This window comes from Scytonema sp. UIC 10036 (assembly GCF_009725235.1).
Genome location: NZ_WJFC01000003.1, coordinates 26,669 through 51,036, shown reverse-complemented (window position 1 = coordinate 51,036; position 24,368 = coordinate 26,669). Strand labels below are relative to the sequence as shown.

The window sequence follows — 24,368 nt, the reverse complement described above, 5'->3', positions numbered from 1 at the left end:
CTGTGAAATGGCTCTAAAACAGCACCGTTTGCAGTTTGTCTTGCAATAGTCAATTGAATCCTTTAGGAGGTTTTTATGAATCGTTTTCAACAATTTACAAAATATGCAGGGTTAATTGGAACCACGTTTGGTAGCATACTCGTCGGTATTTCAGCTATTCCCAATGCTGCTTTGGCTGAACCTGTGGCTCAATTGCCCAGGCAGCAGAATATGTCTAGAACACAAGCCGTGTTACCATTATCTCAAATTAGAGTAGCTGAAGTTGCAGGCTACCCACGTAACCCCTGCCCTAGTATCTACTACGAATGGCCTTACAACCAACGAGTTGTGGTTCCTCAAGTTTGTCGTCCTAACGCCATTACTCAGCGATTGGGTAGGGCTGGACTACTTGCAGAAGTTCGCAACCGCAGGGGTTATCCAACCGGAACTCCAAGTTTAATGGGAGCGCCATATCGAGAGAATCTGGGATGCCAAAGTAGTACGATTCCCAAAACTAGAGGAGTGCCCAGTATTACTAATCTTTGCAACCAATTATGAGTAAGATGCCACAGATGGCGGAGTTTTTTCTATGCATCTTCATCTGAAAACGGTATTACACGCTTTTTAGCAGTCATGAGTCAACTAATTCAGAGAAGGTGCTTGAATTCTCCACAAGTTTTCCACTATTGAAGTTTAACCTGAATTTGTAAACATAGCCTCAGTCCTCCAATTAAGTTGAGCATAGCAAATTTTTCTTGAATTTTTAAACATTCCGTTTTAACAGGTTATTGAATTTGTTAAAGATGAATTTTTAGTATTTAATTAATTTTTTTCCATAAAAAGCAAACAACTTCAGACAAAAACTGACAAGGAGATAAGAAAAATGACTGTTTCAAAACAACTGAGTCATTGGCTGGCAATAGGAGCACTTCTAGCAGTTGCCGCTAGCTGTGAAAGACCCGAATATGAAGAAGAAGACCGTCTGGGTATAGCCCCAGAAAACATTAGTTTGCAGCAATAAGTGATGACACCTTATTAGTTAACTATCATCATTGCAGTCATTAGCGAATAGCTCATGCCTTCGACTTTGGAAATAAGTCCCACAAGCAAGCGGAGATAACACAAAAGTGAGCAGTAAAAATAATTATACTTCTTCAACAGAGACATCTAACAAGCAGAGTGAGGGCAGCGAACGACAGATACCGCAGCCGCCAAAGGGTTGGCAGCGTTTTCTGTGGCTGGGACCGAGTTTTTTGTGGATGCTTTCGGCAGCAGGTTCAGGAGAATTACTGTTTACACCTAGAATCGCAGCTCTTTACGGCTATTCTCTCCTATGGGCGCTGCTTGCTGCCGTAATCCTCAAATGGTTTATTAACCGTGAGGTAGGTCGCTTTTCCGTATGTACGGGGGCAACGATACTCGAAGGTTTCAAGCAAATTCCCGGTCCCAAAAACTGGGCAGTCTGGCTGATTTTGGTGCCGCAGGTGTTTGTCGCCATCTCTACCGTTGCAGGATTATCGGGTGCTGCCGCCACAGCACTGATTTTAATGACAGGAGGAACTGTCCAGATGTGGACAGTAATTATCATCATTGTGACGGCAGCGATCGTCCTTTTAGGGCAATACAACGTAGTGGAAAAAATTTCTTCCTATGTGGGGATCGCCCGTACAATCGCAGTGGTAGTTGCTGCCATTTTTGTCTTCCCCAACATTGGGGAACTGGCAGGGGGTTTAGTTCCTCAAATTCCTAATAACGTGCAATATCAAGAAATCTTACCTTGGCTGGGTTTTATGCTAGCAGGAGCAGCCGGCTTGATGTGGTACTCCTATTGGGTGGAAGCTAAAGGGTACGGCGCTGCGGGTATCAAAGGACAAGAGGCAATTGACCCAAAGCAACTCAGTCAGGAGCAAAGAAAAAAGCTGCGCGGCTGGATTTCTCTGATGACTTTCTCCAACACCTTAGCGGTGGTAGGTGCGCTGTTGGCGGCGCTGTCTTTTTTAATTCTTGGTGGAGAGTTGCTGCGTCCAGAGGGGCTAGTCCCAAAAGAAAATCAGGTCGCGGAAACTTTGGGTAGTCTGCTTGGCAATCTTTGGGGGCCATTTGGCTTCTGGTTTATGGTGGCTATTGTTTTCATTACCTTCTGTAGCACTACCTTATCAGTTGAAGATGGCTTTGGGCGAATGTTTGCTGATGGCACACAAATTATTCTGCAAGGTTTTGGAGTCCGGGGTCGATGGAACAGCGAAAAGTTTTTACAACGTGTTTATATTGTGGTTTTGCTAGCCATTCTACCGATCGCTATCTACTTGTTCTTCGGTAGACCTGTTGGCTTGTTGCAAACGGCAGGAGCAATTGAAGCTGCCCACATCCCCATCGTCACTGGGCTAACTCTCTACCTAAACTACCGGATGCTGCCAAAGGAATTGCGTCCCTCCAAGTTTACCTTAGGCGCAACGGCGATCGCTGGTGTCTTTTTCGCCGTCTTTGCCATTATCTATCTGCTTCAGTTACTTGGAGTGCTAGGAACTAGTAATTGATATTAAGTTCGGTTAATTATGAAACACCTAAAACATACGGGAGCCTTAGTGTGCGGAGTGGCTCAACCTATCTGCTGAACGCTTTTCATGAATCTTTGCGTACAGTGTAGCCAAAGGTGTAGCAGTGAAACCATGAACAAGGATAGAGGCGCAGATGACCAAGCTAGCAACTACCCAAGGTTCCTCCAAACCTGTCTTACGCATAGAAAGAAAAGCATAAAAGAGTGCTGCTGCACCAATGGGACCAAACCAGCCAATGAATAAGGCATCAGGTAGCTTTTTAAGCTTGCCTAAAAACGGACGCAACACTAGGACAGCTGGAAGTCGGCGCAGGAAGAGTACGGCAATAACCAACAGCATACCCTTCCATCCTAACTCCAGCCACTTCTGCCACGGAAGATACAACCCTAGCAGCAAGAAAATATTTGTGGTGAAAAAGCGGTCTATTGCCTCCTGTACCCCCTCTTCTTCCGATCTTTCTTGACCACCTACAACTTGGTCAAACGCAATTCCGGCGGCAAAAACTGCAAAGATACCATCACAACCAATCAACTTGACAAACCCCAGTACCACTAGCGAAAGGGCAATAGTATAAGCCAGAAAGGAGGGCTTATTCACAGTTTGCCTGCGTTCAGCCCACTTTAAGAGTTTCCCTGCCGCTAAGCCTATTAAAGCTCCTACAAGTAAAGCTCCCCCCACTTCCCAAAGCAGGGTTTTTCCGAACCAATGCCAAAGAGCTTCTCCCGTTGGGCGCGTCAATATGAGAATTGGTAGCAAGACAAAGGGGTAAGCCAGCCCATCATTGGCAGCAGATTCAGCAGAGATAGCATTGCGGATGCGATCGGGTAAGTTTTCCTCTGCCACTTTCCCGGTCACTACAGAGCTAGAAACTACAGGGTCAGTGGGTGTGAGTACTGCTCCCACTAACAAGGACACCCAGACAGGAAGACCCAAGATCAGGTACACCAGCAATCCACTAGCTAGCCACATCAGTGGCATTAACAGCCCCAGCAAGATAAACAGAATGCGCCGATTGTTGAATATATACTCTTTTGGGAGGCGCAGTGCTACTCCCATCACCTGAATGGCAATTGCCAGTCTTGCCCCCTCTTCCAAAATTGTTTCCGGTTTACCCCAATGCGTCAGGTGAATTAAGCCAAAAACTCCTGGACTTAACAGCACTCCAGCTAACAGTGCCATCAGGGGGTCAGAAAGCCACAATCGCTTTTTGAGAAAACCAGAAAACAGTCCCAGTACTAACACCAATCCGCCTAGAGTCAATAGGGCAATGTTAATCTCACTGGAGCTTAAATTATCCATAGTGTAACTTCATTAACTTTTAAAATATTTACCACCTTAAAGTTAGGAATAGCAGAGATAAGTTTCATTAAACTTGCGGATAAACTTATGGAAAAAGTAGGCTATAATTTTTCTTCCCATAGATAGAAGATAGATACCAATATTTAGAAGCCTTTAATACAAGTATAAAATCTTAAAAGAAATTCATTAAAAGTCATCTTTGAAAATCAGAAAAAGTAGCAAGACAAAATAAATGACATAAAATTTGATCGAAAAACCAAACCCTATCCAGAGCAAACTTGTAGTTATTTCTATCTAATTACTTAACAATTTGCTGCTATCGAGAACACATAAAAATTTAACTAAGAAATTACAAACTTTTTCCACCAGTTTTCCACTATTGATACTTACGCTGAAATTACAATAATTTTACTTCTACGAACTGAACTATCTCAACTGAGAACTAAAGATAAAGATGCAAATCGCTGTAACTAAAAAAAGTCAGACTATAGGTACGTTTTCTTGGCAAAAACCAACAACTTACCCTTTGCTACCTTTTGTTGGCTTAGTTGTGGGCTTTTTGAGTGGCTGTAATGGAGATTTGTCCAGAGAACTTCGTCCTCCAGGCGTTTCTTCTCCATCTCCAGTAATTAATCAGCCACAAAATCAAAGTTCGCGACCTCTCACCCCAACTGCTGAGGATAGCAACTTTGTTGTTGAAGTTGTCGAAAAAGTAGAACCTGCGGTAGTTCAAATTAATACTTCCCGAACCGTAAGAACTCAAACTCCACAATTGCCCGATGAGTTTAACGATCCATTCTTTCGGCGCTTTTTTGGCGAAGCTCTACCAGCACAGCCTCAAGAGCGAGTTGTGCGGGGTCTTGGTTCTGGTTTTGTTATCAATCCCAACGGTCAAATTCTCACTAACGCTCACGTTGTTAATGATGCAGATACAGTGACGGTGTCATTTTCGGATGGTCGCACTTTTGAGGGTAAGGTGTTGGGGAAAGACCCTGTAACTGATATCGCAGTTGTGCAAATTCCAGGTGAGAACTTGCCAACGGTAGAAATCGCAAATTCCGACTCTGTACAACCAGGACAGTGGGCAGTTGCTATTGGTAATCCCTTAGGTTTACAGCAAACAGTAACAGTCGGTGTTATCAGTGCTATCAACCGTTCTTTAAATCTTTCTAGCAGACCCAGTAGCTATATTCAAACCGATGCTGCAATTAATCCCGGAAATTCTGGTGGACCATTACTAAATGCTCGCGGTCAAGTATTAGGAGTCAACACCGCGATTATTCAAGGAGCTGAAGGTATAGGCTTTGCTATTCCTATCGACACAGCTCAAAGAATTGCTCAACAACTAATTACCTAGGGGAAAGTTGAATATCCTTACATAGGTCTTCAGACGCTTACCTTAACACCCGAAGTTAAGCAAAGAATAAATAATTCTCCAAACAGTAATATTCGGATTGGGGCAGAGCGAGGAATTCTTGTTGTTCGCATTGTTCCCAATTCTCCGGCTGCAAGAAGTGGATTGTTTGCAGGAGACGTTATCCAAGAAATTAACAATCAACCTGTTAACACTACTGAAGAAGTTCAGCAGATTCTGGAAAAGAGTGGTTTAAATAACAATCTGCAAATTGAAGTATTACGTAATGGGCAGAATTTGCAATTTACATTACAACCCGAACCACTTCCATCTCCTACAGGTACTACTTCCAGATGATTTGCCGGATTGGCTACACAGTGTAAAAACTATAACAAAAGAGAGAAATCTTAATTGTAACCTGAAATAAATAAACCATAGAGGCTGTACTCAGAAGAATGAAAAAACCGTGTCCCAGTGATATATTGATACGTGGCTTCGTATTAATTTGCGCTAGCCTAGCAATCTTCGTGCTTGGTTCAATAATTTTTCACGCCAGTCAAGAAACGAGGGAAAGCCCTGAAGTCCTTGGAGAACCTTACTAAGGATTATTAAAGTCATGCGATCGCAATTGCATCCATGAGGAATTATCTAATTACTTACCATAAATTGCTTACACTAATACCAATAAAAAGTAAAGTTGGAAAATATAAATTTTTTTCCCTGTAACTTTTAACATATACTCCCCATTTTTAAGTTAAAAGTCGTTATAAATTTCGTACTGTGGGTATACCAAATGCACGACCCCAACCAAGACCGCTTGAAAGTTCCTGCTGTTACCTACTTCCGGACTAAGCGAATTCGTTTGGGCGCGGAATTCAAGCAGTTCCTGAAGGAGAATTTAGCGCCCGGTGCAACGCTATTTTTACTAGAGTGCCAATACACCTGGTTATCTAGTCATGCAGGAGAGCGCCATATATTCCAGTTTGGCGGCAAAGGTGACCTATGTCCAGAAGAATATTTTCAAAATAGCCAGCAAATCGCCGACTTTCTCCAAAGATATCGTTCTGACCACCAACAGTGGAACCCGCCCGCTCCTAATGGCAGATTGCCAGAGTCAGAGTGGGGTTTTGAACCAGCTTTACGCGAGGATGTGGAGCAGTTTGCCCGCGAGCATGGCTTTCGTATTCGTCGGATTGTTTTTAATCATCCACAGGACTTAAGCCCTACGATGAAATTTACGCCAACCTGTTCTCAAACGGTATTCGCTCTCTTGGTATTGCTTCGATAGATGAATGGCGGTCTATTCTGGGTCGAGCACGCAAACACGGTCAGTTTATTGGCGTGAATGAGCAGACATACCCCAAAGACTTGGCATCATCTACCCGCCACTATACAGACCTCAAGAAACTCGACGGGCGTTACCCAATGCCAGAAGCGTTAACGATACATCAACTCGATACCTTTTAGCTCAGACCGAAGGTAGGTATCCAGTTCGCTGGATCGAAGACTTAGTGAGTTGTTGATAAGTTAACGGACGAATTATCAAAGACTAATGATAGTCTCCACTAGTTTTCCACTATTAAGGTTTAATATCAAAATGTTTGAACTTGAACGTAATAAATAATAGTAATTAGGGAAATAAAAACATGGCTTTGTACAAACTTGATGAATACGATCCCAACTACGCTAATGACATTTTTGATGGTCATGACATCAAAAACTTCGGTGTTTATGCCGATGGTGATAGGGTTGGCTCTGTTACCAACGTGCTAGTAGATGAAGATGATGGTCGTTTCCGTTATTTCATAGTTGATACAGGCTTCTGGATTTTGGGCAAAAAAGTATTGCTTCCAGTTGGTTTAGCTCGCCTCGATTATGATGATAAACGATTGAATGTTTCAGGATTGACCAAAGAGCAAGTGAAAAATTTGCCGGAATTTAGTGAAAATTTGGCACTTGACAATGATTATGAGGAGCGAGTTAGAGGAGTTTATCGCCCGTTAGTAGGAACAACGGCTTTGAGCCCGTTTTCTTATAACGCCGCTACCTACAATTATTTACAAGAGCCTTACTTTTACGATTTGGGCGATCGCAATCTCAGAACCTATGAAGAACGCCTGATAAGTCGGAAGAACCGCAATAGGGCAGAAATGTGATAAACTGCTGACAAACTTCCCAGTCAATATCTTTTTCAGCCATGTTCCAAGGCTTTTTTTAGATTGGACGATCGCTACTAAAATCAGTTACGATCGCTCCCTTTTTTGCAAGATATATTGTGTATTTTATTATCTTAAAAAATTACGTATATCGAGGCAGTATTTTTAGTAACAATTTCCACAAATTGTTTTAATCTATTAGTATGAATTGGGATTTTATATTAACAAAATTTCTAAAGATTGAAGGAAAATGAGGTTATGAATAGTCGATTTATGCACTCAATAATTCTAACATGGGGCTTTATTTTTGCATTGTTTCTAGGGATGCAAGCCTTTAGTTTTGCACCTGCTGCTAGGGCACAAACAAATGATAATGCCAGAATAGCAGGCAGACTTTCAGAATACTCTCCCCTGAATGCCCCCTTGCTCACACGTGCATCTCGTGGAGAGGCTGTGAGAGATGTGCAAGCTGTTTTGCAATGGCTGGGGTTTTATGACGGAGCTATTGATGGTATTTATGGTCCTAAGACTGCTAGCGCAGTAACTGCCTTTCAGCGATCGCAGAGATTGGTTGGTGATGGTAGGGTAGGAACGCTAACGTGGCAAGCATTACGCAGTAATATACCGCCTGTGCGTCGTCGCTTCTAACAGATATGAGAACAAGCCTTCACTATAGGGAATCAATGAAGCGGATCGTACATCGCTTAAGCTTTATTTTGAAGGATGGGTAATTAATTAAAAATTTTCTGCTCGTAAAACTTTTATTAAATGTATATCTTCCTCCACTAAACAAGCATGACCGCCATTAGGCAAAATCACAAGTCGAGAATTATAGAAAATTTTAGCTAAACGTTTTGCTTCATCTTCAGAAGGCAAAAGATGGTCATTTTTACTAGCAATAAGTAAGACAGGTTGCACGATCTGAGAAAGCTTTGTCTCATCAACTTTAAACTCTCTTAAAAGACATAGGCGCTGGTTAGCAGTTTTCTTAGGTACAGAACAGACAGAATCTAGCAAGGCTTTTTGAGCAGTAGATGAAAGTCGATTTAAAGAAGCCAGAAACGGCAAAGATACAAATGAGAAGATTTTGTAAAAAATTGCGGGCGTGAAAGAAAACAAAAGTGAACCAAAATTGAGCCAAGATACCCGAGAAAAAGAAGACCCACAGTTAATTAAAATCACCCGAGTAAACAGTTGCGGAAATTTCTCTAGAATTTTCAGCACTATACAACCACCAAAAGATTCACCACAAAGATACACAGATGATCGTGGTGTCCTTTCTAACTCTGATTGAGTTAAAGTCACAACTTTTTCAGCTAAGTCATTCCAACTTGTGAGTTCATCAGGTGGAATCACAAAACAACGTACATCAAATGCGGTTTCTAGACCTGCTGTTTGCAAACACATGAGTTCTTTTCCCGTTTCATCCATACCGGGTAAGAAAATAAACAATGGATACATCGGATGAAAATCATAGGGTGTAAAAAAGTATGAAGAACTATTCTCTTGAGACATTTTAGGCAGCAGAAAAATGGATAATAACCTAGTTTGCGGATGCCATCAGCAAGGGACTGCATATCCGGCTCATGACTTACAGGCAGATAAGGATATGGCTTGCTACGAGGAGGTTCGGTTGGGTCTTCTCCTTCCTGAGCGTGGACGTCATACAGTTTTTCTGCCTGGATGTAGTACGGTTCAAAATCTCGATATTTCAACGGTCATTCTGGATAAATTCCTCCCTTATGAATAACCTTTTCAAAATCTCGCTCCCGCAAACCTTATGGGAAACCTTGCAGGAATTTTTAAGACTAATTGTTTTTACCAAGCTGCAGAGAAAAAAGAGTGAATACATCCATTCACCCTCGTAAATTGGCAAAGGTATTGTTTTGAACATGGCTCAGATTGCCAGTGCCTCTGCATCAGCGTCGATCGCACTTGCTGGCTACCGGATTACAGTAGCCAGCGTTTCTAGTGACTTATACAGTTGCCATTGACATTTGCCGACAAGATTCAGCACATCGGCGGCACATATCAGCGCAAGCTTTCATTTGAGCATCATCACCCATGCGCTCGCAATCTTGAGCGCACCGCTCACACACTTCCGCACAAACGCCACAGGTACGGGTATGAAGGTCAGAAGTCCGCAGCATAAAATTAGCACTGGTTTCACAAATTTCAGCGCAATCAAGCATTAACCGAATATGAGCTGCTTCTGCATGATTACCGCCCTTTTGCAAACAGTAATTTACAGTATTCAAGCAAATACTATGGCAATCTAAGCAGTTTTGAATACACTGCTGCATTTCTTGATTAACTTGATTCAAGGTAAGTTGTTGTATAGCCATGATTTTTACCTCTGTATTTACTAAATTGCAGGCATAATTGCCTTTAAACTTACTTTATAAATGTAGAGATACAAATGCGTCTATCAATAGCAATAAGGAATATTTGTTACCTATGAAGTACTGGTATTTCATGCAAATTTCATTTATGTATGATGCTTATTAACTTACTACTTTCCTTAGTCGAATACGTCAAAGTCCCTCACCAATTGTTGCAATAATCAAAACTCCAATCATTATCGTTAGGGCGTCTTGTACTGTCGGTTTGAAGCCACCAAGAGCAACGAGGAGGGTGGTTGCAGCAGCAGGAGGATGAGAAGCACGTAAGAATAACACTCCTAGCATATTCAATGCGATCGCCAAGACAGACGCCCACACCCGAACGGGAACAAGTTGGTTAGTAGAGAGAACGGCAGGAGCATCCCTAGCACCTAGAAGCACAACGGCAAGAAACCCTGCACTCAGTCCGAGCAAATGTCCGATAACGGTATTGTAGAACCGAGCACTACACTATTCTGGAGTTCGGACTTGTAAGAAAGCCGTTAGACCGTTTTTAGGATTGAGCACGATAGCAAAGCGCAGATTGCAAGAAGCACTTTATCAATTATCTGGATAACGAATGGCGAGCTTATCTACTACCATAATGACTCCTGTAGTATAGGAGGCTGTATTATGCGCCGCTCGCCACGCTGCCCAATTAGGAACAAAACCTATCAAAGAAACTCTACTATTCTCTACTATCACGTTTACATCTTCAGCTTCTACATCCATATTGCGTTCCAAGGCGTTCTCAATGCATTTTGCAAGCTCCTCATCTTGAGCGTTTTTAGTAGGTACAACCGCTAATTCATTGATAACATCAATGACCCCAGTAATCGAGTAGGCAATATCTTCCGCCTGAAATTTCTTCCAAAAAGCATCTACTGTACCATGGAGAGTCAATAAACCTCCTATAACGCTGACATCGATCTTATTGTCGTCAATCTCTGGGTTCCTAGTGAGAGCGTTTGCAACATTTGATGCGATTTCTTCATCTGTAAGGACAGGAGTCATAAGCGGATACTGCACCCATAGTTGATTGTTAATCTTAAGGATTCCCACAACCTCTCTAACATCTTCCTCAACAATACGTTTAGCCCTGTAACTCGATACTGTGCCTGTAAGGGTGACTCTGGAATTATCAACTACTACACTAACTTCAGCTGTGTTCACACGGTCATCAAGCGCGAAGTTATCTATAATAATGGTTCTCATTTCTTCATCTGTCATAACACCCTCCTCTGTCAGAATTTTTCACGCATGACATTGGATTGCTTTCCAATGTCCAAGCAAACAGGTTTTGCTATTTTCTTAACTGGTTCCAGTTAAAGTTAGGTAGTAGTAAAACTTCATCAACTGCCAGGGCTTGTAGATGCAGTACTTGAGGTGCTTTGATTGACCTCACTATTGCGACCCACAATATACTGGCTAGCTGTAACATTATCAGCGAGTGGTTCTAACCGCCCTTGCTTCACTAAGGCTTGATGTAAAAGTGCTGCTGCTTCCGCACGAGTAAGAGATTTGAGCGGATTCAACGCTTGTACATTTGGGTAGTTAACAACAAGATTTGCCTCTGTTGCAGCCGCTATCGGATCGATCGCATAAGCTGGTATCCATCCGGCATCTTTATAAGTACTTCTGAGAATTTCCGCAGGTGTACCATCAGCAGACAAATTTAAGCCCTGTGCTAAAGCAGTAATCGCCTGTGCTCTGGTAATAGATTGTCTTGGCAAAAACTGCCCACCACCGTAGCCTTGCATAAATCCTGTTTGAAAAGCTTCTTTAATAGCAGAAGTTGCCCAGTAGTCGGCAGGCACATCTCTAAATCCAGTGTCACCTAACGGTCGAACTTGATTTTGTTCAAAAGCATTGGCAATCATTGCAGCAAATTCTGCACGTTCTACAAGCTGCTCTGGTCTAAATGTTCCATCAGGAAAACCTTCAAGTATGTTGTTTTGAACCAGAGTTTGAATATATGGTTTTGCCCAGTAACTTGGTGCAACATCAAAAAAGTTGACATCAAAATACTTGTTATCTGCACTTGGTGTGGGAGATGGAGAAGTCGTCTGAGCAATTGCGGGAGTAGCGATCGCACCTGTAGCTATTGCGCCGGCTGTCATAGTAACAGATAGCAAAGCGGCACTACTTGATAAAGAACGTAATAAATTAAACATTGTCAAAATCCTCCAAATTATGAAATGAGTTCTAAGCTTTACCTCACATACAATTCCTGTATCGGGTTGCAGTGAAAGGAGCGTGCAAAAAATAAGCATTGCACAGTGAAGAAATTGATTTAGTTATTGAACGCTTTATGTTTCTTTCTAAATCATTTCAAATGTGCAACACCCAACAATTAGCGCTTATAGATAGTGGAGGTTAAGTCGCTGAAAGCCAGTAACAGCAATTTTCAGGTTAAAAGACCACAGGGCGTCCTCCGCCCGACCTCTATGATGTACGGGCGAGGACACCCGTACCACAAGAGCATAGTGTGGTTCATTGATTTAAAAACTGCTGTAAGCTACTTAACTGCTTCTAGTCTGAGGATATCTCTAAATGGTGGAAAAGTTGTGGAGCACCTCGCAAGATTGCCAAAATTGTTTTATGGGGGTTGTCGATCGCTTAATATTCTTCAGACTTTTTGGCAAGACGAGCGAAGCTTTGCCAAAGCAACTTCAGCTTGCTTTTTAGCAAAACGCAGTGCCACGTTTAGTGAGTTGATCAACAGTGCGACTAGCACGAACTGAATTAGCCCTACTATGCTAGGTATGGTAACAGCCAGCGAATGAATTGGAGCTATAAAAAAGTAGATACTAGCTAAAGCAGATAGAACAATTGCCAGCAGCCCCGCTCCCAGACCGCCATACCAAGAACTCACCATAACAGCAGCTAAAAACAGTGGGTACAGGGACAGCTTTTGCAGTGACCATAGCAGTCGTGTAAGTACCAGAGCCAGTAAAACCGTTATTACAGCAACGCCATAGCGTTGCAGGTGGAACCGCGTCAATTTCAGCATACTCTTTTTTCGCTGGTTATATCGCAGATGTACTTGGGGCAACTGACACCTACTACTGCTATTATGTCGCGTGTATGGAAAAATTTGACTTCTTTCAACCGCGCTCAACTGCTGCGTTTTTGATAGATTCGTAAAGTAGTTGGGTGAATGCCCCCAGTGACAATTCTTGAGAATTACTCTTCTGCTCAAGTTTTCCACTTTTAAGCTCTAGCTTTAAAAATGAATTAAAAATACGTGGTATATCCCGATTAGAACTGCCGATTCTTGCTGTTAATTTAAGATAGACAACTATGGGCGCTCAAATATATTCTTTTCCAAAACCATCAAGCAAGCTCAAAATGAAAACAACAATGAAAGGATACGCTACTGAAACTATTCAGCTGAACTCGCTCGCTGATTTAGACCAGATTGTATCTGAACAGTTTAATTTACCCGCACGTCCATATTCAACAGATATTAACGCAGCCTTAGAACTGGTTGCCAACGTTTTGGAAAACTACGAGTGTCCTCACTTTGAAATATCTCGTTGTGAGTCTAATGCTTTTCCAGGTCTACCCTTTGCAGTAAGCTTTAATCAAGAAAGATGGACTTATGGCAAAACAGCGCCTTTGGCAATTTGTCATGACGCTCTGCATAAGTTGAAAAGAGTTGCAGTCACAATTCCTGGAAGTTACTACTGGAGTTTAGACTAACGGATGTTCAAGTGTTCTCTATGAGGACACGCAAAAACTCCTATATATATACATAGCAGATAACAAGAAATGAAAGCAAACTTCTGTAACAGAGGTAGTGGAACCTTAAGTAACTTTACACAGTTCCTGAAAAAGTATAGTTAAGTCCAGTTATTGTTAGGACAAAAAGTTTTGAAGAATTGCAAGACAATGGTAAGAACAATAGAACGGAAGACAATAACAATGACAGCCAAGCAAATCCTAGTTATTGATGATGAAGATGACATTCGCAAGTTGATTCAGACCTGTTTAGAGATTATGGGAGGCTGGCAAGTGTTAACTGCTACATCAGGTCATGAAGGGCTGTTATTGGCTCAGACTGCTCAGCCCGATGCCATTCTTCTTGATGTCATGATGCCTGAGATAGACGGTCCAACTACTTTTCAAGAGCTACAGGCAAATCCAGCTACTAGGGATATCCCTGTGATTTTACTGACAGCTAGGGGACAAAGTGCTGACCACCGTTTGTTTGCTCAACTGGGGGTAACAGGCGTGATCAATAAACCCTTCAATCCTCATAAACTGGCTGACCAAGTAGCAGCAGCTTTAGGCTCAAGTGTTTAATTCATATTGTTAGCTTGTACTTAAATTCTACATTGAGTTTTTCACTATAGCTGAAATTGGTTTTGCCTTTCGTAATGTAGCAATCCTAAATCATTCGTCAAAAATTTTAAGCACTTTAGGGTGGGCAATGCTCACAAGCGCCCTGTCAAGCGGCAATTCCTCATCTTTCTCCTCTGCGCTCTCAGCGCCTCTGCGGTTTAAAAGTAATTTATTTAACCACAGAGGCGCAGAGTACGCAGAGGTAAGAAGTGAGAGGACTATTGATACTAAATGCTCGTCTTGCACTTAAAACCTTGTCTCATACTGAATTTCAAATCTACTTTCGTCTTCCAAATCGGTAGAGCCTCGCATCAGAATGTCGTCATTGACTCGGTAGAGTACATTGTAACGGAAAGATTCATTAGTCAGAAACACTCGTGATAGGGAGACAGAGAAATTTTCAGTAATATCAAACACTCCCTCTGCTGCTAAGCTCAATACCGAAGCTCGTGATGATTCATTGGCGACAGTGGTGGGATACACGCGGAAGGCGCTAAAGCCGATCGCTTGTCCTATTGCACTAATGTTTTCTTGCAAACCACTCAACAAAGTAGAACCAGCAAAGGTAGCAATTCCCAATGCTGAGTCTGTCTGACCTAAAGTATTAATGATAGAACCACCTAACAACGCAATAATTTCTGATTCACTCCGACCGGGTGTGCTCGTCAATTCCAGATTGTCAGCTAATTCACTAGCGGGTCCTCTGACTCTGGCTTCAACGCGAACAGTTTCTAAAGTCCCTAAACTGGTGACAGCTGGAATATCGCTAATTTCAGCAGAAAAAGGAGAGTTTTGAATACGGCTTCCAGTCGATAATGCTCCTGTTGTCTCTGGTACAAATGCTACAAGTCGGACATCTAGGACGGGGTTGAGTCCTCCACTAGGAGTAAAGACTGCAGTGTGTTCGTAGCCCCGCGCTAAGGTAAACTGAGTGGTAAATAAGTTAACTTGTCCTCCTGTAAGACGGATAACACCTTGAGGGCGGGGATTGGCTAAGGTACCATTAATGCTTAGGTCGCCTTTTGTTTCAAAACTTAGTATGGATTGACTCAGGAGATCGCCTCCTGGGATAAAGTCTCCAAATAACGGCTGAGTTGTTATCTGAACATCATTGCCTAGAATAAGCCGTAAATTTTCAAAGTCTATAGGTATGGGTGAACGGGCGGTTGTAGTTGCAGCGCTTCTCGTTGAACTATCTGCTTCTGTGCTCTCTTCAGAGGCTGTGGTTGCTGATGTAGGGGGAGTATTAGCATCTTGTCCGATCTTGACTTGTCCATCGCTCAAGCGAATCTCTCCGCCAATTTCTGGGTTAAGCACTGTTCCCCCAATGACGACATCACCGCTGACATCGCCTTGATACAACTCCTGTACTTCCAATTCCAGGTTTTGTAGCGATACTGTGAGAGGATTATTAGTAGTTGCCTGTTGTGCTTGAGCTGCTTCATAAATGGGGATAACTCCCTCCGCAGTCAATCGACCCCCTTCGTATTCCCCTTGAACGCCTTCGACTATCACCCTATTGTCATTAAATTGCAACGTTCCTGTCACATCTGTTAATGGTTCAGTCAGCGCTGTGGCTTGCAAAGTTGCATTTTGAACGGTGGCATTTCCCGCGATCGTTGGTTGGTTTAAGGTACCTCCAACTTTTACATTCAGTTGTCCGGTTCCATTGACCCAAGTTACTGCATCGGTAAATAGATTTAACAGCGCTAAGCCCTCATCTTGCACGTTGGCTGTGACGCTAATTTGATTGCTATCTGGCTGCGTGTCAGCGCTCGGCAAGGCAATGGGTACACTTCCTTGAATTTCCAATGGCTGCGTACCCGCCACTAACACGGTACTGGCAAAATTGAAACGAGCATTGTTATAGTTGAAGCTCAATTCTCCTGAGCGCACGGGTTGCTCGTTTACGGTTGCATCTACCAACGTCACTTCTCCTATTGCTTGGGGATCTTCTAAACTCCCTCCCAGAGTGGCGACAGCATTGACTTGACCTGTGACATCAACTGGATATTCTTCTATAAAAGGCTGTAATAATGATAGAGGTAGATCTGAAACGCGCACTTGTCCGGATAGTTCTTGAGTTCCTAACTGTCCTGTGAAAGCTAGTAGTCCTTGACCTAAATTAACACGCAGGGGTAACAGTGTGACGATCCCATCTGCATAAGTTCCTCTAGCTATGAATTGTTCAATAGTGTATTCTCCCCATTGCGCCTGAGCGCTTTGAAGATTAAAGTCTGCATTTAATCCTGTCTGCAACGAGCCTGCTATCTCAATTTGTCCCGTGAGAGTCCCCTGTAATTCTGCCAGTGTTGGCAATCTCTGCCTTTCTTCACGCTGGGTGCGCTGTTGTGCTACTAGGTTTTCTATTTTCTCGAAAAACTCTAACTGGGTGAGCAAATCTGAATTGGGTAAACCGATCGGCTCTGTTTGAAGTACTTCTGCTCCCGCCAATTCCGGAGCCTGCAATCCGGAAGAAAGGTCTTGATAACCAAAGATGTTGAATGCTTGTAATATTTTCTGGATTCTGGCAGAGTCAAAACTAATTTGGGTTTGAAATTGAGCATTGTTTCCAGTTTGTAAGTTTCCACTTACGGATATGCGATTATCATCTAGAAATAACTCCCCATCGGTTAACGTTGCAACGCCATCAGCAAAATTAATACGCCCACGGAATTCATCTGCTGTGGCTCTACCAACTCTAGGTTGGGCGATCGCTACGTCTCCTACAACTGTAAACTGGTCTAAATTAATCGCTAAATCCCCGGATATTTCTCCGGCTAGAGGTTGTAAATTGAGATTATCGCCAGGAATGAAGCTTTCCAGAACCGCCACAGGAAAGTCTTGCACGTTGACGAGCAAGGTTTCTCCCTCAGTTCTACCAGTTGCGACAGTTCCATTACGTCTGATGAAAAATGAAATTGGGCGATTGTTTTGACTTAGATTAACTGCAATCCGGTCTTGGGTACCTGCAAGTTGCAGCTCTGTCCCTTCTCCTCCCTGAAAATTTACATTCCCAGTTAGTAACGGGTCAAAGGCTAAACCATTGACGTTAAGATTTCGTAGCCGGATGTTTCCTCGAGCATTAGGAGAAGATGGGGTACCTGTGACTTGTCCGTTGAAGTCTAACAACCCAGCCAAAGCTATGTTACCGGGAAGGTTAACGGGGATCTGTTTGAGATTGTAACCTTGTGCCTGTACATCTAAATTAAATCCAGCGATTTGCGGTGTCCCTGTTTCTGGCACATTTAAGGCTATTGTACCATCAGCGCTCAATCCTGGTGCCGTTGCGCGTTCAACAATAATCTGCTGACCATTCCATCGAATTTGAGCGGTCAATGGTTGTTCGAGGGGCGCTAATTCTGAAAAGCGTACTTGTCCTGCTGCTCGAATATCTGAAAGTTGGCGTGTAGAGGTTGTTCCTGCAACACGTAGGTTGGTGCTAAGTTGTCCCCGCACCTGCTCTGAAACTTGGTTGAGTTCAAGTTGAGATACATTCGCGATCGCTTGCCAACGCCCATTATTTAAGGTGATATTATCTAGGTTAACTGTACCTCCTGCTACACCTTTTAAACTTGCCTGTCCTGTAGCTTGGATAGTTTCGGGTTGGAAGGAAGTAGTAGTTCCCGACAAGTTCAACTCACTACTTAACACTCCTTGGAACTGCTGTGGTATTTGGGCGAAACGACTTAATTGTATCTGTTCGGCGTCCACAAAAGCTTGCCAGCGTCTTTCTCCAACCTGACCTCTAGCGGTAACTGTACCACCAGCAAGGTTCACAACAGCATCTTGGAAGACAATTTTATCCCCCTGTTGGGAGATAACAGCTTTTCCAGTGGTGGGATATGTGGCTTCAGGTGCTTTCACAGAGGCTACTGCTCGCAGGTTACCCAGGGTACCAGTCACTTTGGCATTTGCTGAAACATTGCCAATATCAATGGGGGGTGAAGTGTTGTAAGCTTTTGCAATTGCGTCTCCTGGGAGGTTTTGTGCTTGCACGTTCAATGACACCCTACCTTGGGGTGAGAGCTGAACTTGACCGTTTGCTGTAATTTGTCCTCCGGCTGGTGGAGTCGCCTGAATTTTGGAAATAGCTACTTCCAAAGGCTGCGAACCGCCAACAGAGCCGGAAACTTTAGCTTCAGCGCTGACACCACCAATGTTGATGGGAACAGAAATGCCGTAAGCTTTAGCGATCGCATTTGCTGGTAAACCTTGAGTTTGAATATTGAGTGCTACGTTACCTTGAGGTGAGAGTTGAACTTGACCGTTCGCCGTAATTTGTCCTCCGACTGGTGGAGTCGCTCGAACATTGGAGAGAGAAAGCTTTAAAGGCTGTTTACCGCTGACAGAGCCTGTAACTTGGGCATCGGCGGTGACATTACCAATGGTAATGGGAGTTGAGAAGCCATATTTCTGTGCGATCGCATCTGCTGGAACACCTTGGGCTTGAAAATCAAAATTCACCTGATTTTGTTGGCGTCCGAGTTGAACTTGACCGTTCCCGACGATTTGTCCTCCTGCAACTGGGGTTAACCGCAGGTTGGATACAGCAAGTTGAGATGCAGTTTCTGCTATGTTCAATCGGAAGGCAGTGCTAATATCCTTAAAAGGAACGCGGTCAATTTGAGCAGGTTTTGTAGTGCTAGCGGTTCCGCTCAAAACTGGCTGTTCGATCGATCCGGTCAACTTAATGTTTGCTTGCAGTTCTCCCTCTACTGGAACTGGCAAATTGACATTCAGTGTGTCTTCAGCATTTTTAGCACTCACTGGTTTGGTTTGAGCTATGACATTGAATCCTGTTTGAGTACCAACTGTTCCATTTGCTACAAGGGGAACTTTACCATAGTTTGCGCTCAGGTTCTCTAAAGTAACCTGTTGACCCTGGAAGACTAATCTCCCACTTGCATCGGTGAACTTTTGTGGAACGTTTTGAATTTGAGCAGTGACGCGATCGACATTAGCTGTTCCTGTCACAGCGATTTCTGGCTGAGCCGTTGGTTGGTATTGAACTGTTAGGTCACCATCTACTCGACCCGCCTGTAAGATAATTGGCAACTCAACTAATCGACTGAGGTCAGCGGCTTGTACATTTTGCGCTTGAACTTTGAAGTTTGTTTGCAGTGTTTTGAGTTGCGTCTCTCCATTTAATTGTAATACCCCTCCTCTAGTAGGTTGAGTGCTAATTTGATAATTAATCTAGAAAATTCTGTATAATACCAGTAAGCTTAGGAATAAAAAGGAGGTGATGAGCGCTTGTCCATAATAACTATTCAAACCTTAGCTACTGATTCAAATGATAATAAAATAGCATTGGATTACTTGCAAGACTATGCTGTAATTTTTGGACAAGCTACTCGCACAGCTTTTTCAAAACGTAATCGTATTGGTAAAACCAAAACTAAAGAATCTGAACTAGAGAAGCAAATTTGTAAAGAGCTAGAAACACGATTTGGTTTATCTAATTCAGAAGCTAAGAATGTTTACAACAAAGCGTCTGCCGCTTATGCTTCTCAAGCAGAGTTAGTAGACCTTTATATAGATGAGGCTTACGACAGCACCAAAGGTGTACGTAAGACAATTAAAAAGTTAGAATTCAAGCTTAACAAGGCTACTGTTGCTGGACAGACTTCAACCGTTAAGAAACTCAAAAAGAAACTCCACTACAAGCAACAGAAAATTAACAAGCTTGAAGCTAAGATAGTACGCCTAAAAGAATCAAAAGCTTCCGGTACATTTAGCGTAACTTTTGGTTCATCTAAGTTATTTGAGAAGCAGTACAGGCTAGAAGAGAACGGGTACAATTCTCATAAAGAGTGGCTGGAAGACTGGCGTATAGCCCGTTCTAACCGCTCATTCTTCATAGGCTCAAAGAACTTTCACGCAGGTAATCAGTTAGTTAGATATGACGCTGAACAACACACGTTAACTATCACTTGTACTCCCGGACTTCGAGCGAAGTATGGTGATAGTGTTACTTTGCATGATATCAACTTTTCTTATGGTGAAGAGTGGCTGTTAGCAGCAGTAGAAAACGTGCGCTATACGTCTACTCGCAAAGGGAAGAATGGAGAGAAGGTAGAGACTTCTAGGAATGGTAGCAAGCTACCAGTCACTTACGAAATAGTCAACAGAGATGGTAAGTTTTATGTTAACGCAACATTAGAAAGTCCTGACCCTCAAATAAAGTCTTCCTTAGAAAATGGTGCATTAGGAATAGACTTTAATCCTGGTAGCATAGATTGGACATTGATAGACCGTCATGGAAATTTAAAGCGCCACGGTTCTATTAAAATCAATGTTCAAGATAAGCGCTCATTACAAACTAAGGACATAATCGGTAAAGCTGTATCTGAGTTAATCAGGATTGCACTTAGTGAGCACGTTCCTATAGTTATTGAAGATTTGGATTTTGCCCTGAAGAAAGCATCGATGAAAGAAAAAGGTGCAAAATATGCGCGGATGCTTTCCAACATGGCGTATAGTCAGTTTACCCAGATGATTGAGTCTAAATGCCTTAAGTCTAGTGTAGAACTGATAAAAGTTGATGCTGCCTATACTTCAGTAATTGGTACTACGAAATATATGGCAGTTTACGGTCTTAATTCTGGTTGCGCTGCTGCTTTGGTAATAGCACGCCGTGGTCAGGGTAGGACTGAAACATTACCCGCCGCCCTAGTTACTTACTTCAAAAAACCAGAGGATCTTTTGAAGTCGGGAGCCTGGGCAAAGGTAGCTAGGAAGATAAACATTTGTGGTGGTTTTAATCGCCACAAATTTTATAGTCTTGGTATCAAACAGGCACGAACTAACTGTTCGTTGTACGGCAAGCTACGGCAAACAAAAGTCCCTAGTGGGCGTGATACTGTACAGGTCTTAGTGACCCCTCATATCCATCAAAAACAAGGTGCTGTCGGTTTTCCTGACCTTAAGGGCGTAAATCCTTAAGTTTGCCCAGGTTTCAATCAGCGCAACTAGCAGAATGACACATAAAATCAACTGATTAACACCAGCACCACTACCTATTGACTGGTAGTTAATTCTGATATTTGGGTTTTGTTGGTTATACACATTGAACCAAGATTGATACAAAGGAGCAGGAAAGGATGCTCCAGCGCCACTAAGAGAAACTTGATTCCCTGGAGTTGGTTGGCAAGAAAATAAACCTGCAGTCAATGCTACTCCAGTTACTGTGACAATCCAATGAGGAGTCTTTGTATGATTAGAGTTACCGAATTTTTTTAACATGGTTGCACCGTACTTTGATAGATATCTAACGTGTGCGGAGAATTTCGTCATTCCAATGATGGAGTTGTTTTTAGAAGTTCTACTCACCGACGCTCAATTGCTGTAAAGAAATCTGTTTGCTGATACTTTCTACAGCTAGTGTTAGCGATCGCATCAGTTCAGAATTTTCGCTATAGTCAACAGGTGCGAGGTTGGCAACTCGCTGACTTTGAGTAATTCTTAATTCCCGCCCCCAATCTTTTGGCTTATCGTCCTTATAAAGACCAATAGCTGTACCCTGTTCTTGATTCATCAGGGAAAAACAGGGAACATCTGATGCACCATCTCCTATATAAATGACTTGCGTGAGTGGTACGTGCAATTCTTCTGCTGGTACATCTCGATAGACAAAAGTCTGCCCATCATCTTGTTGATGCTGAATTCCTTTTGCTAGTTGAAATAAATACCGGGTTTTCTCGGTATGGGTCACAATTTTCTTCAAAAACTCGATTCCACCATGTTGATTGTAGTGAAATTCACAGCCCCACATTCCTTTAAAATTTGGGGCTATGCAGTTGTGACAAGCAACTTCCACCATACCGCAGGTAATGAGATAAAATTCAACTTCTACCTTTGGGTTAGTTTCACTAGCGCTTTGTTGCAAACGCTCAAACATTTTAGTAACACCATCAAAGGGAGCTAATTCTTGACCAAATTTGGCAATATATTCCTGTGTAATTTTGTTGTCTTGTCGTTTTGATTCTTCAATCAGGGCGTAGAATCGGGCAAGAATTTTATCCCAGCCTTTGTCAATCAAGGGTTGAATTCGCTCCTGACGAAATTTAAGAGCGTCAATACCCAAGCTAGAGAGCAGACTATCAACGGTATCTGGTACAAGGGTATCGTCAAAGTCGAAAACTACAGCGATACGGTTAGAAAAAGGTTTGGTCGAAACAGTCATAATAAAAGGCTCTCACTATGGTCTTTTAGCAAAAGTATTGGTAATTTTAGATAAAATCCTCAAGTAGCTAGGATTATTAGTTAAAAGTCGAGCAATTAATGGCAAAATAACCAGCGTTATAGATGTAGCAAAAATTAGCGATCGCGTTAAAAAGATGAGTCCTAAAAATAATAACCAACTAGGAATAATTAAGACAGCTAAAAGTATTGTGGTACGTCCAGCCAACTTATACCTTCTCCAGCGAAGCATTAACCAGCAACCTAATATTTCTCCCAAGCTAGCACATATTGTAAAGCCAAATATTAGGGGAGTTGTTGCGAGAGTAGGGAGTTCAATTTGAGTTATGTAAAACCCTGTTAGAAAAAGTCCTAACGCTATAAATAGTAATGCACCACTGAGTCCTCCAACTACAGATGCTATGTATCCTTTTGATTTTTTATTTGCGTAACTCATATAACTTGAACTTTTAACCTCCATGCTGTACTAGTAATACCCAGTAATAGTTTATAAAAGAGGGGACGCGCAAGATCGGGAGAAGTGCTAGCAGTCACAGGGTGTGAGCAGTATGCGAATTGCCAAACCAAGCGTTACGATAACAGACGAGTGACGACACATATCTGCATAAAACATTGGGCAAGCGTATTGATGGTGATAAGAAAAGGTGTTATGAAAAAAAGGAATTAATCATGTTTTTGAAAACTTGGCAATTTATTTTCTTGAGTAATCATCACGATTCGCCCTTGATATCCAGCTACTCGCAAAGATAAAGCGGCATGAATCCCGGCTGCACCTGCGCCTAAGATGACAAATGTCCGCCCATCAACGTCGGGGTAGAATTGCGCCATTGCGGGCGATCGCTCGTCGAACCACTTCCATCACCACTAAGGACAAACAGGCTAATAACGAATTTTATTTGTCGTCATTACCGCCTTGAAGACCGATTGCAATACCAATCGCAATTCCTATACTAAGTCCGATAGCGATGTTGTTTGTTGCTACACCGATGGCAGTTCCGATACCTACGCCTAAGCCAATACCGAGACCAAGATTCATCTTATTCATAAGAACGGAGATTATATATTCATAAGCCAAGTGCGTGCCGCCTCAATTTGTGATGCTTCAAAGGCTTTCACCTCGACAGACAAAACGCTGCTTACGGCTTCAGCAAAAGTCCGCATCCACTTGGCATCAGCGACGACAGCCGCATGGGTAAAGTCATTGACATGGGCAAATCCAAATCGAACATCTTTCCAAAGGGCGATTGGATCGATGCCAGTAAAGCTGCGAATTTCTTCAAGGATTCGAAGTTTGCCGTGCTTTTCAATATCAGCTTTTAACTGAGCGATAACGTGGTCGAAATCGGCTTCAGTAATTTTCCCTTCTACGCTAATTTCCACAATGTTATTGTTGGGATTATTTCGGTATTCAATCATTAGCAATCTCCTTGATTTAATGAGAATGGAAAATATTGTTAAACATTTAAGTCATGACCCTGTGAATTCATGACTAACGGGCGATCGCTCGGTACAGGTGCAAATTTAAGGTTATCTGTATTAAGGAGCAAAACTATGCGAATCAGCGTTGGCAAACCAAGCGTTACGATCCCTTTCGATCTGCTTGGCTGCTTTTAGGTTCAACCGCCAGATTCCGGTAAAGACAACTACTTCAATCAAAAGTGGTATTATAATAGCACCCGAAGATGCGTCGTAAACGCTCAGTAAATAAATAACAAGTCCTAAGAATAAAGGCAGAAGATACCATAGCCAAACGAGCCTGAGCATACGAGCCTGATGGGTCAGATGTTGCTTCCAATTGTCTGGAAACTGAGTTGGGGGGAACGTAGATAGCTCCGATTTGGGGATGTGCAGTTTCCACCAAATGATGGTAATATTCAGCAACAGAGCGAAGATTATCACTCCGATCCCAATGATTGAGAGAGTGTCTTCTGGCTGCTTATAAATATCGTAAGCCATAATAAAAGCAAAGACCGCAATGAGAGCGCCTGCAACCACTGTCTCACGGATATTTCGACGTTGAGCACACTTTACAAACTCGGTAACTCTCTCTTCTAGTGATTTCGCTTGTCGGTTAGACATATTTTCCTCC

At 42.6% G+C, this 24,368-nt stretch carries 23 protein-coding genes and 3 pseudogenes; 11 read left to right on the top strand and 15 right to left on the bottom strand.

The window, feature by feature from the left end:
* The first annotated feature begins 75 nt into the window (after window positions 1-75).
* From F7734_RS02535 to F7734_RS02525, 3 genes are all read left to right on the top strand, one after another.
* Complete coding sequence (locus tag F7734_RS02535; RefSeq protein WP_155743242.1) at window positions 76-537, top strand: hypothetical protein; 462 nt, start codon at window positions 76-78, stop codon at window positions 535-537.
* Between the two features lie 325 nt (window positions 538-862).
* Window positions 863-1,000, top strand: coding sequence for a hypothetical protein (locus F7734_RS02530; RefSeq protein ID WP_155743241.1), 138 nt, complete (start codon window positions 863-865; stop codon window positions 998-1,000).
* 106 nt (window positions 1,001-1,106) lie between these two features.
* A complete protein-coding gene (locus F7734_RS02525) occupies window positions 1,107-2,516 on the top strand; it encodes an Nramp family divalent metal transporter (protein ID WP_166481689.1) in 1,410 nt (469 codons plus the stop codon).
* 45 nt (window positions 2,517-2,561) lie between these two features.
* On the opposite strand, the gene F7734_RS02520 is transcribed toward F7734_RS02525, so the two are convergent.
* Window positions 2,562-3,836 (bottom strand): cation:proton antiporter, encoded by a 1,275-nt coding sequence (locus tag F7734_RS02520; protein ID WP_155743240.1) that lies wholly within the window; start codon window positions 3,834-3,836, stop codon window positions 2,562-2,564.
* Window positions 3,837-4,290: 454 nt separating this feature from the next.
* On the opposite strand from F7734_RS02520, the pseudogene F7734_RS02515 reads away from it, so the two are divergent.
* From F7734_RS02515 to F7734_RS02500, 5 genes and pseudogenes are all read left to right on the top strand, one after another.
* Window positions 4,291-5,547 (top strand): annotated as a pseudogene (locus F7734_RS02515) (HhoA/HhoB/HtrA family serine endopeptidase).
* Window positions 5,548-5,983: 436 nt separating this feature from the next.
* Entirely contained in the window at window positions 5,984-6,478 is a 495-nt protein-coding gene (locus F7734_RS02510) for a hypothetical protein (RefSeq protein WP_243146641.1), read from the top strand.
* A gap of 53 nt (window positions 6,479-6,531) precedes the next feature.
* Window positions 6,532-6,657, top strand: coding sequence for a hypothetical protein (locus tag F7734_RS65030; protein ID WP_279239650.1), 126 nt, complete (start codon window positions 6,532-6,534; stop codon window positions 6,655-6,657).
* A 179-nt stretch (window positions 6,658-6,836) separates the two neighbouring features.
* Window positions 6,837-7,346: a PRC-barrel domain-containing protein gene (locus F7734_RS02505; RefSeq protein WP_155743239.1), complete on the top strand. Its 510-nt coding sequence runs from the start codon at window positions 6,837-6,839 to the stop codon at window positions 7,344-7,346.
* Between the two features lie 258 nt (window positions 7,347-7,604).
* A complete protein-coding gene (locus F7734_RS02500) occupies window positions 7,605-7,994 on the top strand; it encodes a peptidoglycan-binding domain-containing protein (RefSeq protein WP_155743238.1) in 390 nt (129 codons plus the stop codon).
* Between the two features lie 87 nt (window positions 7,995-8,081).
* Here the strand turns inward: F7734_RS02500 and F7734_RS02495 are convergent, their stop codons facing one another.
* The 6 genes and pseudogenes from F7734_RS02495 to F7734_RS02470 form a co-directional block, all read right to left on the bottom strand.
* Window positions 8,082-8,861, bottom strand: coding sequence for an alpha/beta hydrolase (locus tag F7734_RS02495; RefSeq protein WP_155743237.1), 780 nt, complete (start codon window positions 8,859-8,861; stop codon window positions 8,082-8,084).
* A 461-nt stretch (window positions 8,862-9,322) separates the two neighbouring features.
* The gene (locus tag F7734_RS02490) at window positions 9,323-9,691 is read right to left on the bottom strand and encodes a four-helix bundle copper-binding protein (RefSeq protein ID WP_155743236.1); all 369 of its coding nucleotides are present in this window, start codon (window positions 9,689-9,691) and stop codon (window positions 9,323-9,325) included.
* A 189-nt stretch (window positions 9,692-9,880) separates the two neighbouring features.
* A pseudogene (locus F7734_RS02485) lies at window positions 9,881-10,180 on the bottom strand (HPP family protein); the annotation flags it as partial.
* Between the two features lie 108 nt (window positions 10,181-10,288).
* The gene (locus F7734_RS02480; RefSeq protein WP_155743234.1) at window positions 10,289-10,957 is read right to left on the bottom strand and encodes a BON domain-containing protein; all 669 of its coding nucleotides are present in this window, start codon (window positions 10,955-10,957) and stop codon (window positions 10,289-10,291) included.
* Window positions 10,958-11,079: 122 nt separating this feature from the next.
* Window positions 11,080-11,901, bottom strand: a complete 822-nt coding sequence (locus tag F7734_RS02475) for an S-layer homology domain-containing protein (protein WP_155743233.1) — start codon at window positions 11,899-11,901, stop codon at window positions 11,080-11,082.
* Window positions 11,902-12,356: 455 nt separating this feature from the next.
* Entirely contained in the window at window positions 12,357-12,740 is a 384-nt protein-coding gene (locus F7734_RS02470; protein WP_155743232.1) for a DUF4118 domain-containing protein, read from the bottom strand.
* Window positions 12,741-13,078: 338 nt separating this feature from the next.
* Between F7734_RS02470 and F7734_RS02465 the strand changes: the two genes are divergently transcribed.
* Both F7734_RS02465 and F7734_RS02460 read left to right on the top strand, forming a co-directional pair.
* Window positions 13,079-13,432, top strand: coding sequence for a hypothetical protein (locus F7734_RS02465; RefSeq protein WP_155743231.1), 354 nt, complete (start codon window positions 13,079-13,081; stop codon window positions 13,430-13,432).
* Between the two features lie 222 nt (window positions 13,433-13,654).
* Window positions 13,655-14,035, top strand: a complete 381-nt coding sequence (locus tag F7734_RS02460) for a response regulator (protein WP_155743230.1) — start codon at window positions 13,655-13,657, stop codon at window positions 14,033-14,035.
* A 285-nt stretch (window positions 14,036-14,320) separates the two neighbouring features.
* Here F7734_RS02460 and F7734_RS02455 read toward each other — a convergent pair whose 3' ends face one another.
* Window positions 14,321-19,261: a translocation/assembly module TamB domain-containing protein gene (locus F7734_RS02455; RefSeq protein WP_347566117.1), complete on the bottom strand. Its 4,941-nt coding sequence runs from the start codon at window positions 19,259-19,261 to the stop codon at window positions 14,321-14,323.
* A gap of 69 nt (window positions 19,262-19,330) precedes the next feature.
* Between F7734_RS02455 and F7734_RS02450 the strand changes: the two genes are divergently transcribed.
* Complete coding sequence (locus tag F7734_RS02450) at window positions 19,331-21,022, top strand: IS200/IS605 family accessory protein TnpB-related protein (protein WP_155743229.1); 1,692 nt, start codon at window positions 19,331-19,333, stop codon at window positions 21,020-21,022.
* A 45-nt stretch (window positions 21,023-21,067) separates the two neighbouring features.
* On the opposite strand, the pseudogene F7734_RS02445 reads toward F7734_RS02450, so the two are convergent.
* From F7734_RS02445 to F7734_RS02420, 7 genes and pseudogenes are all read right to left on the bottom strand, one after another.
* Window positions 21,068-21,322, bottom strand: a pseudogene (locus F7734_RS02445) (phosphate ABC transporter substrate-binding protein PstS); the annotation flags it as partial.
* A gap of 79 nt (window positions 21,323-21,401) precedes the next feature.
* Complete coding sequence (locus F7734_RS02440) at window positions 21,402-22,262, bottom strand: haloacid dehalogenase-like hydrolase (RefSeq protein WP_155743228.1); 861 nt, start codon at window positions 22,260-22,262, stop codon at window positions 21,402-21,404.
* A gap of 15 nt (window positions 22,263-22,277) precedes the next feature.
* The gene (locus F7734_RS02435) at window positions 22,278-22,715 is read right to left on the bottom strand and encodes a hypothetical protein (protein ID WP_155743227.1); all 438 of its coding nucleotides are present in this window, start codon (window positions 22,713-22,715) and stop codon (window positions 22,278-22,280) included.
* A 227-nt stretch (window positions 22,716-22,942) separates the two neighbouring features.
* The gene (locus F7734_RS02430; RefSeq protein ID WP_155743226.1) at window positions 22,943-23,107 is read right to left on the bottom strand and encodes a hypothetical protein; all 165 of its coding nucleotides are present in this window, start codon (window positions 23,105-23,107) and stop codon (window positions 22,943-22,945) included.
* Between the two features lie 64 nt (window positions 23,108-23,171).
* A complete protein-coding gene (locus F7734_RS60515) occupies window positions 23,172-23,315 on the bottom strand; it encodes a hypothetical protein (protein ID WP_166481687.1) in 144 nt (47 codons plus the stop codon).
* 20 nt (window positions 23,316-23,335) lie between these two features.
* A complete protein-coding gene (locus F7734_RS02425) occupies window positions 23,336-23,695 on the bottom strand; it encodes an STAS/SEC14 domain-containing protein (protein WP_155743225.1) in 360 nt (119 codons plus the stop codon).
* A gap of 120 nt (window positions 23,696-23,815) precedes the next feature.
* On the bottom strand, window positions 23,816-24,358 hold the full coding sequence (locus F7734_RS02420) for a hypothetical protein (protein ID WP_155743224.1): 543 nt from the start codon (window positions 24,356-24,358) through the stop codon (window positions 23,816-23,818).
* Window positions 24,359-24,368: the final 10 nt, after the last annotated feature.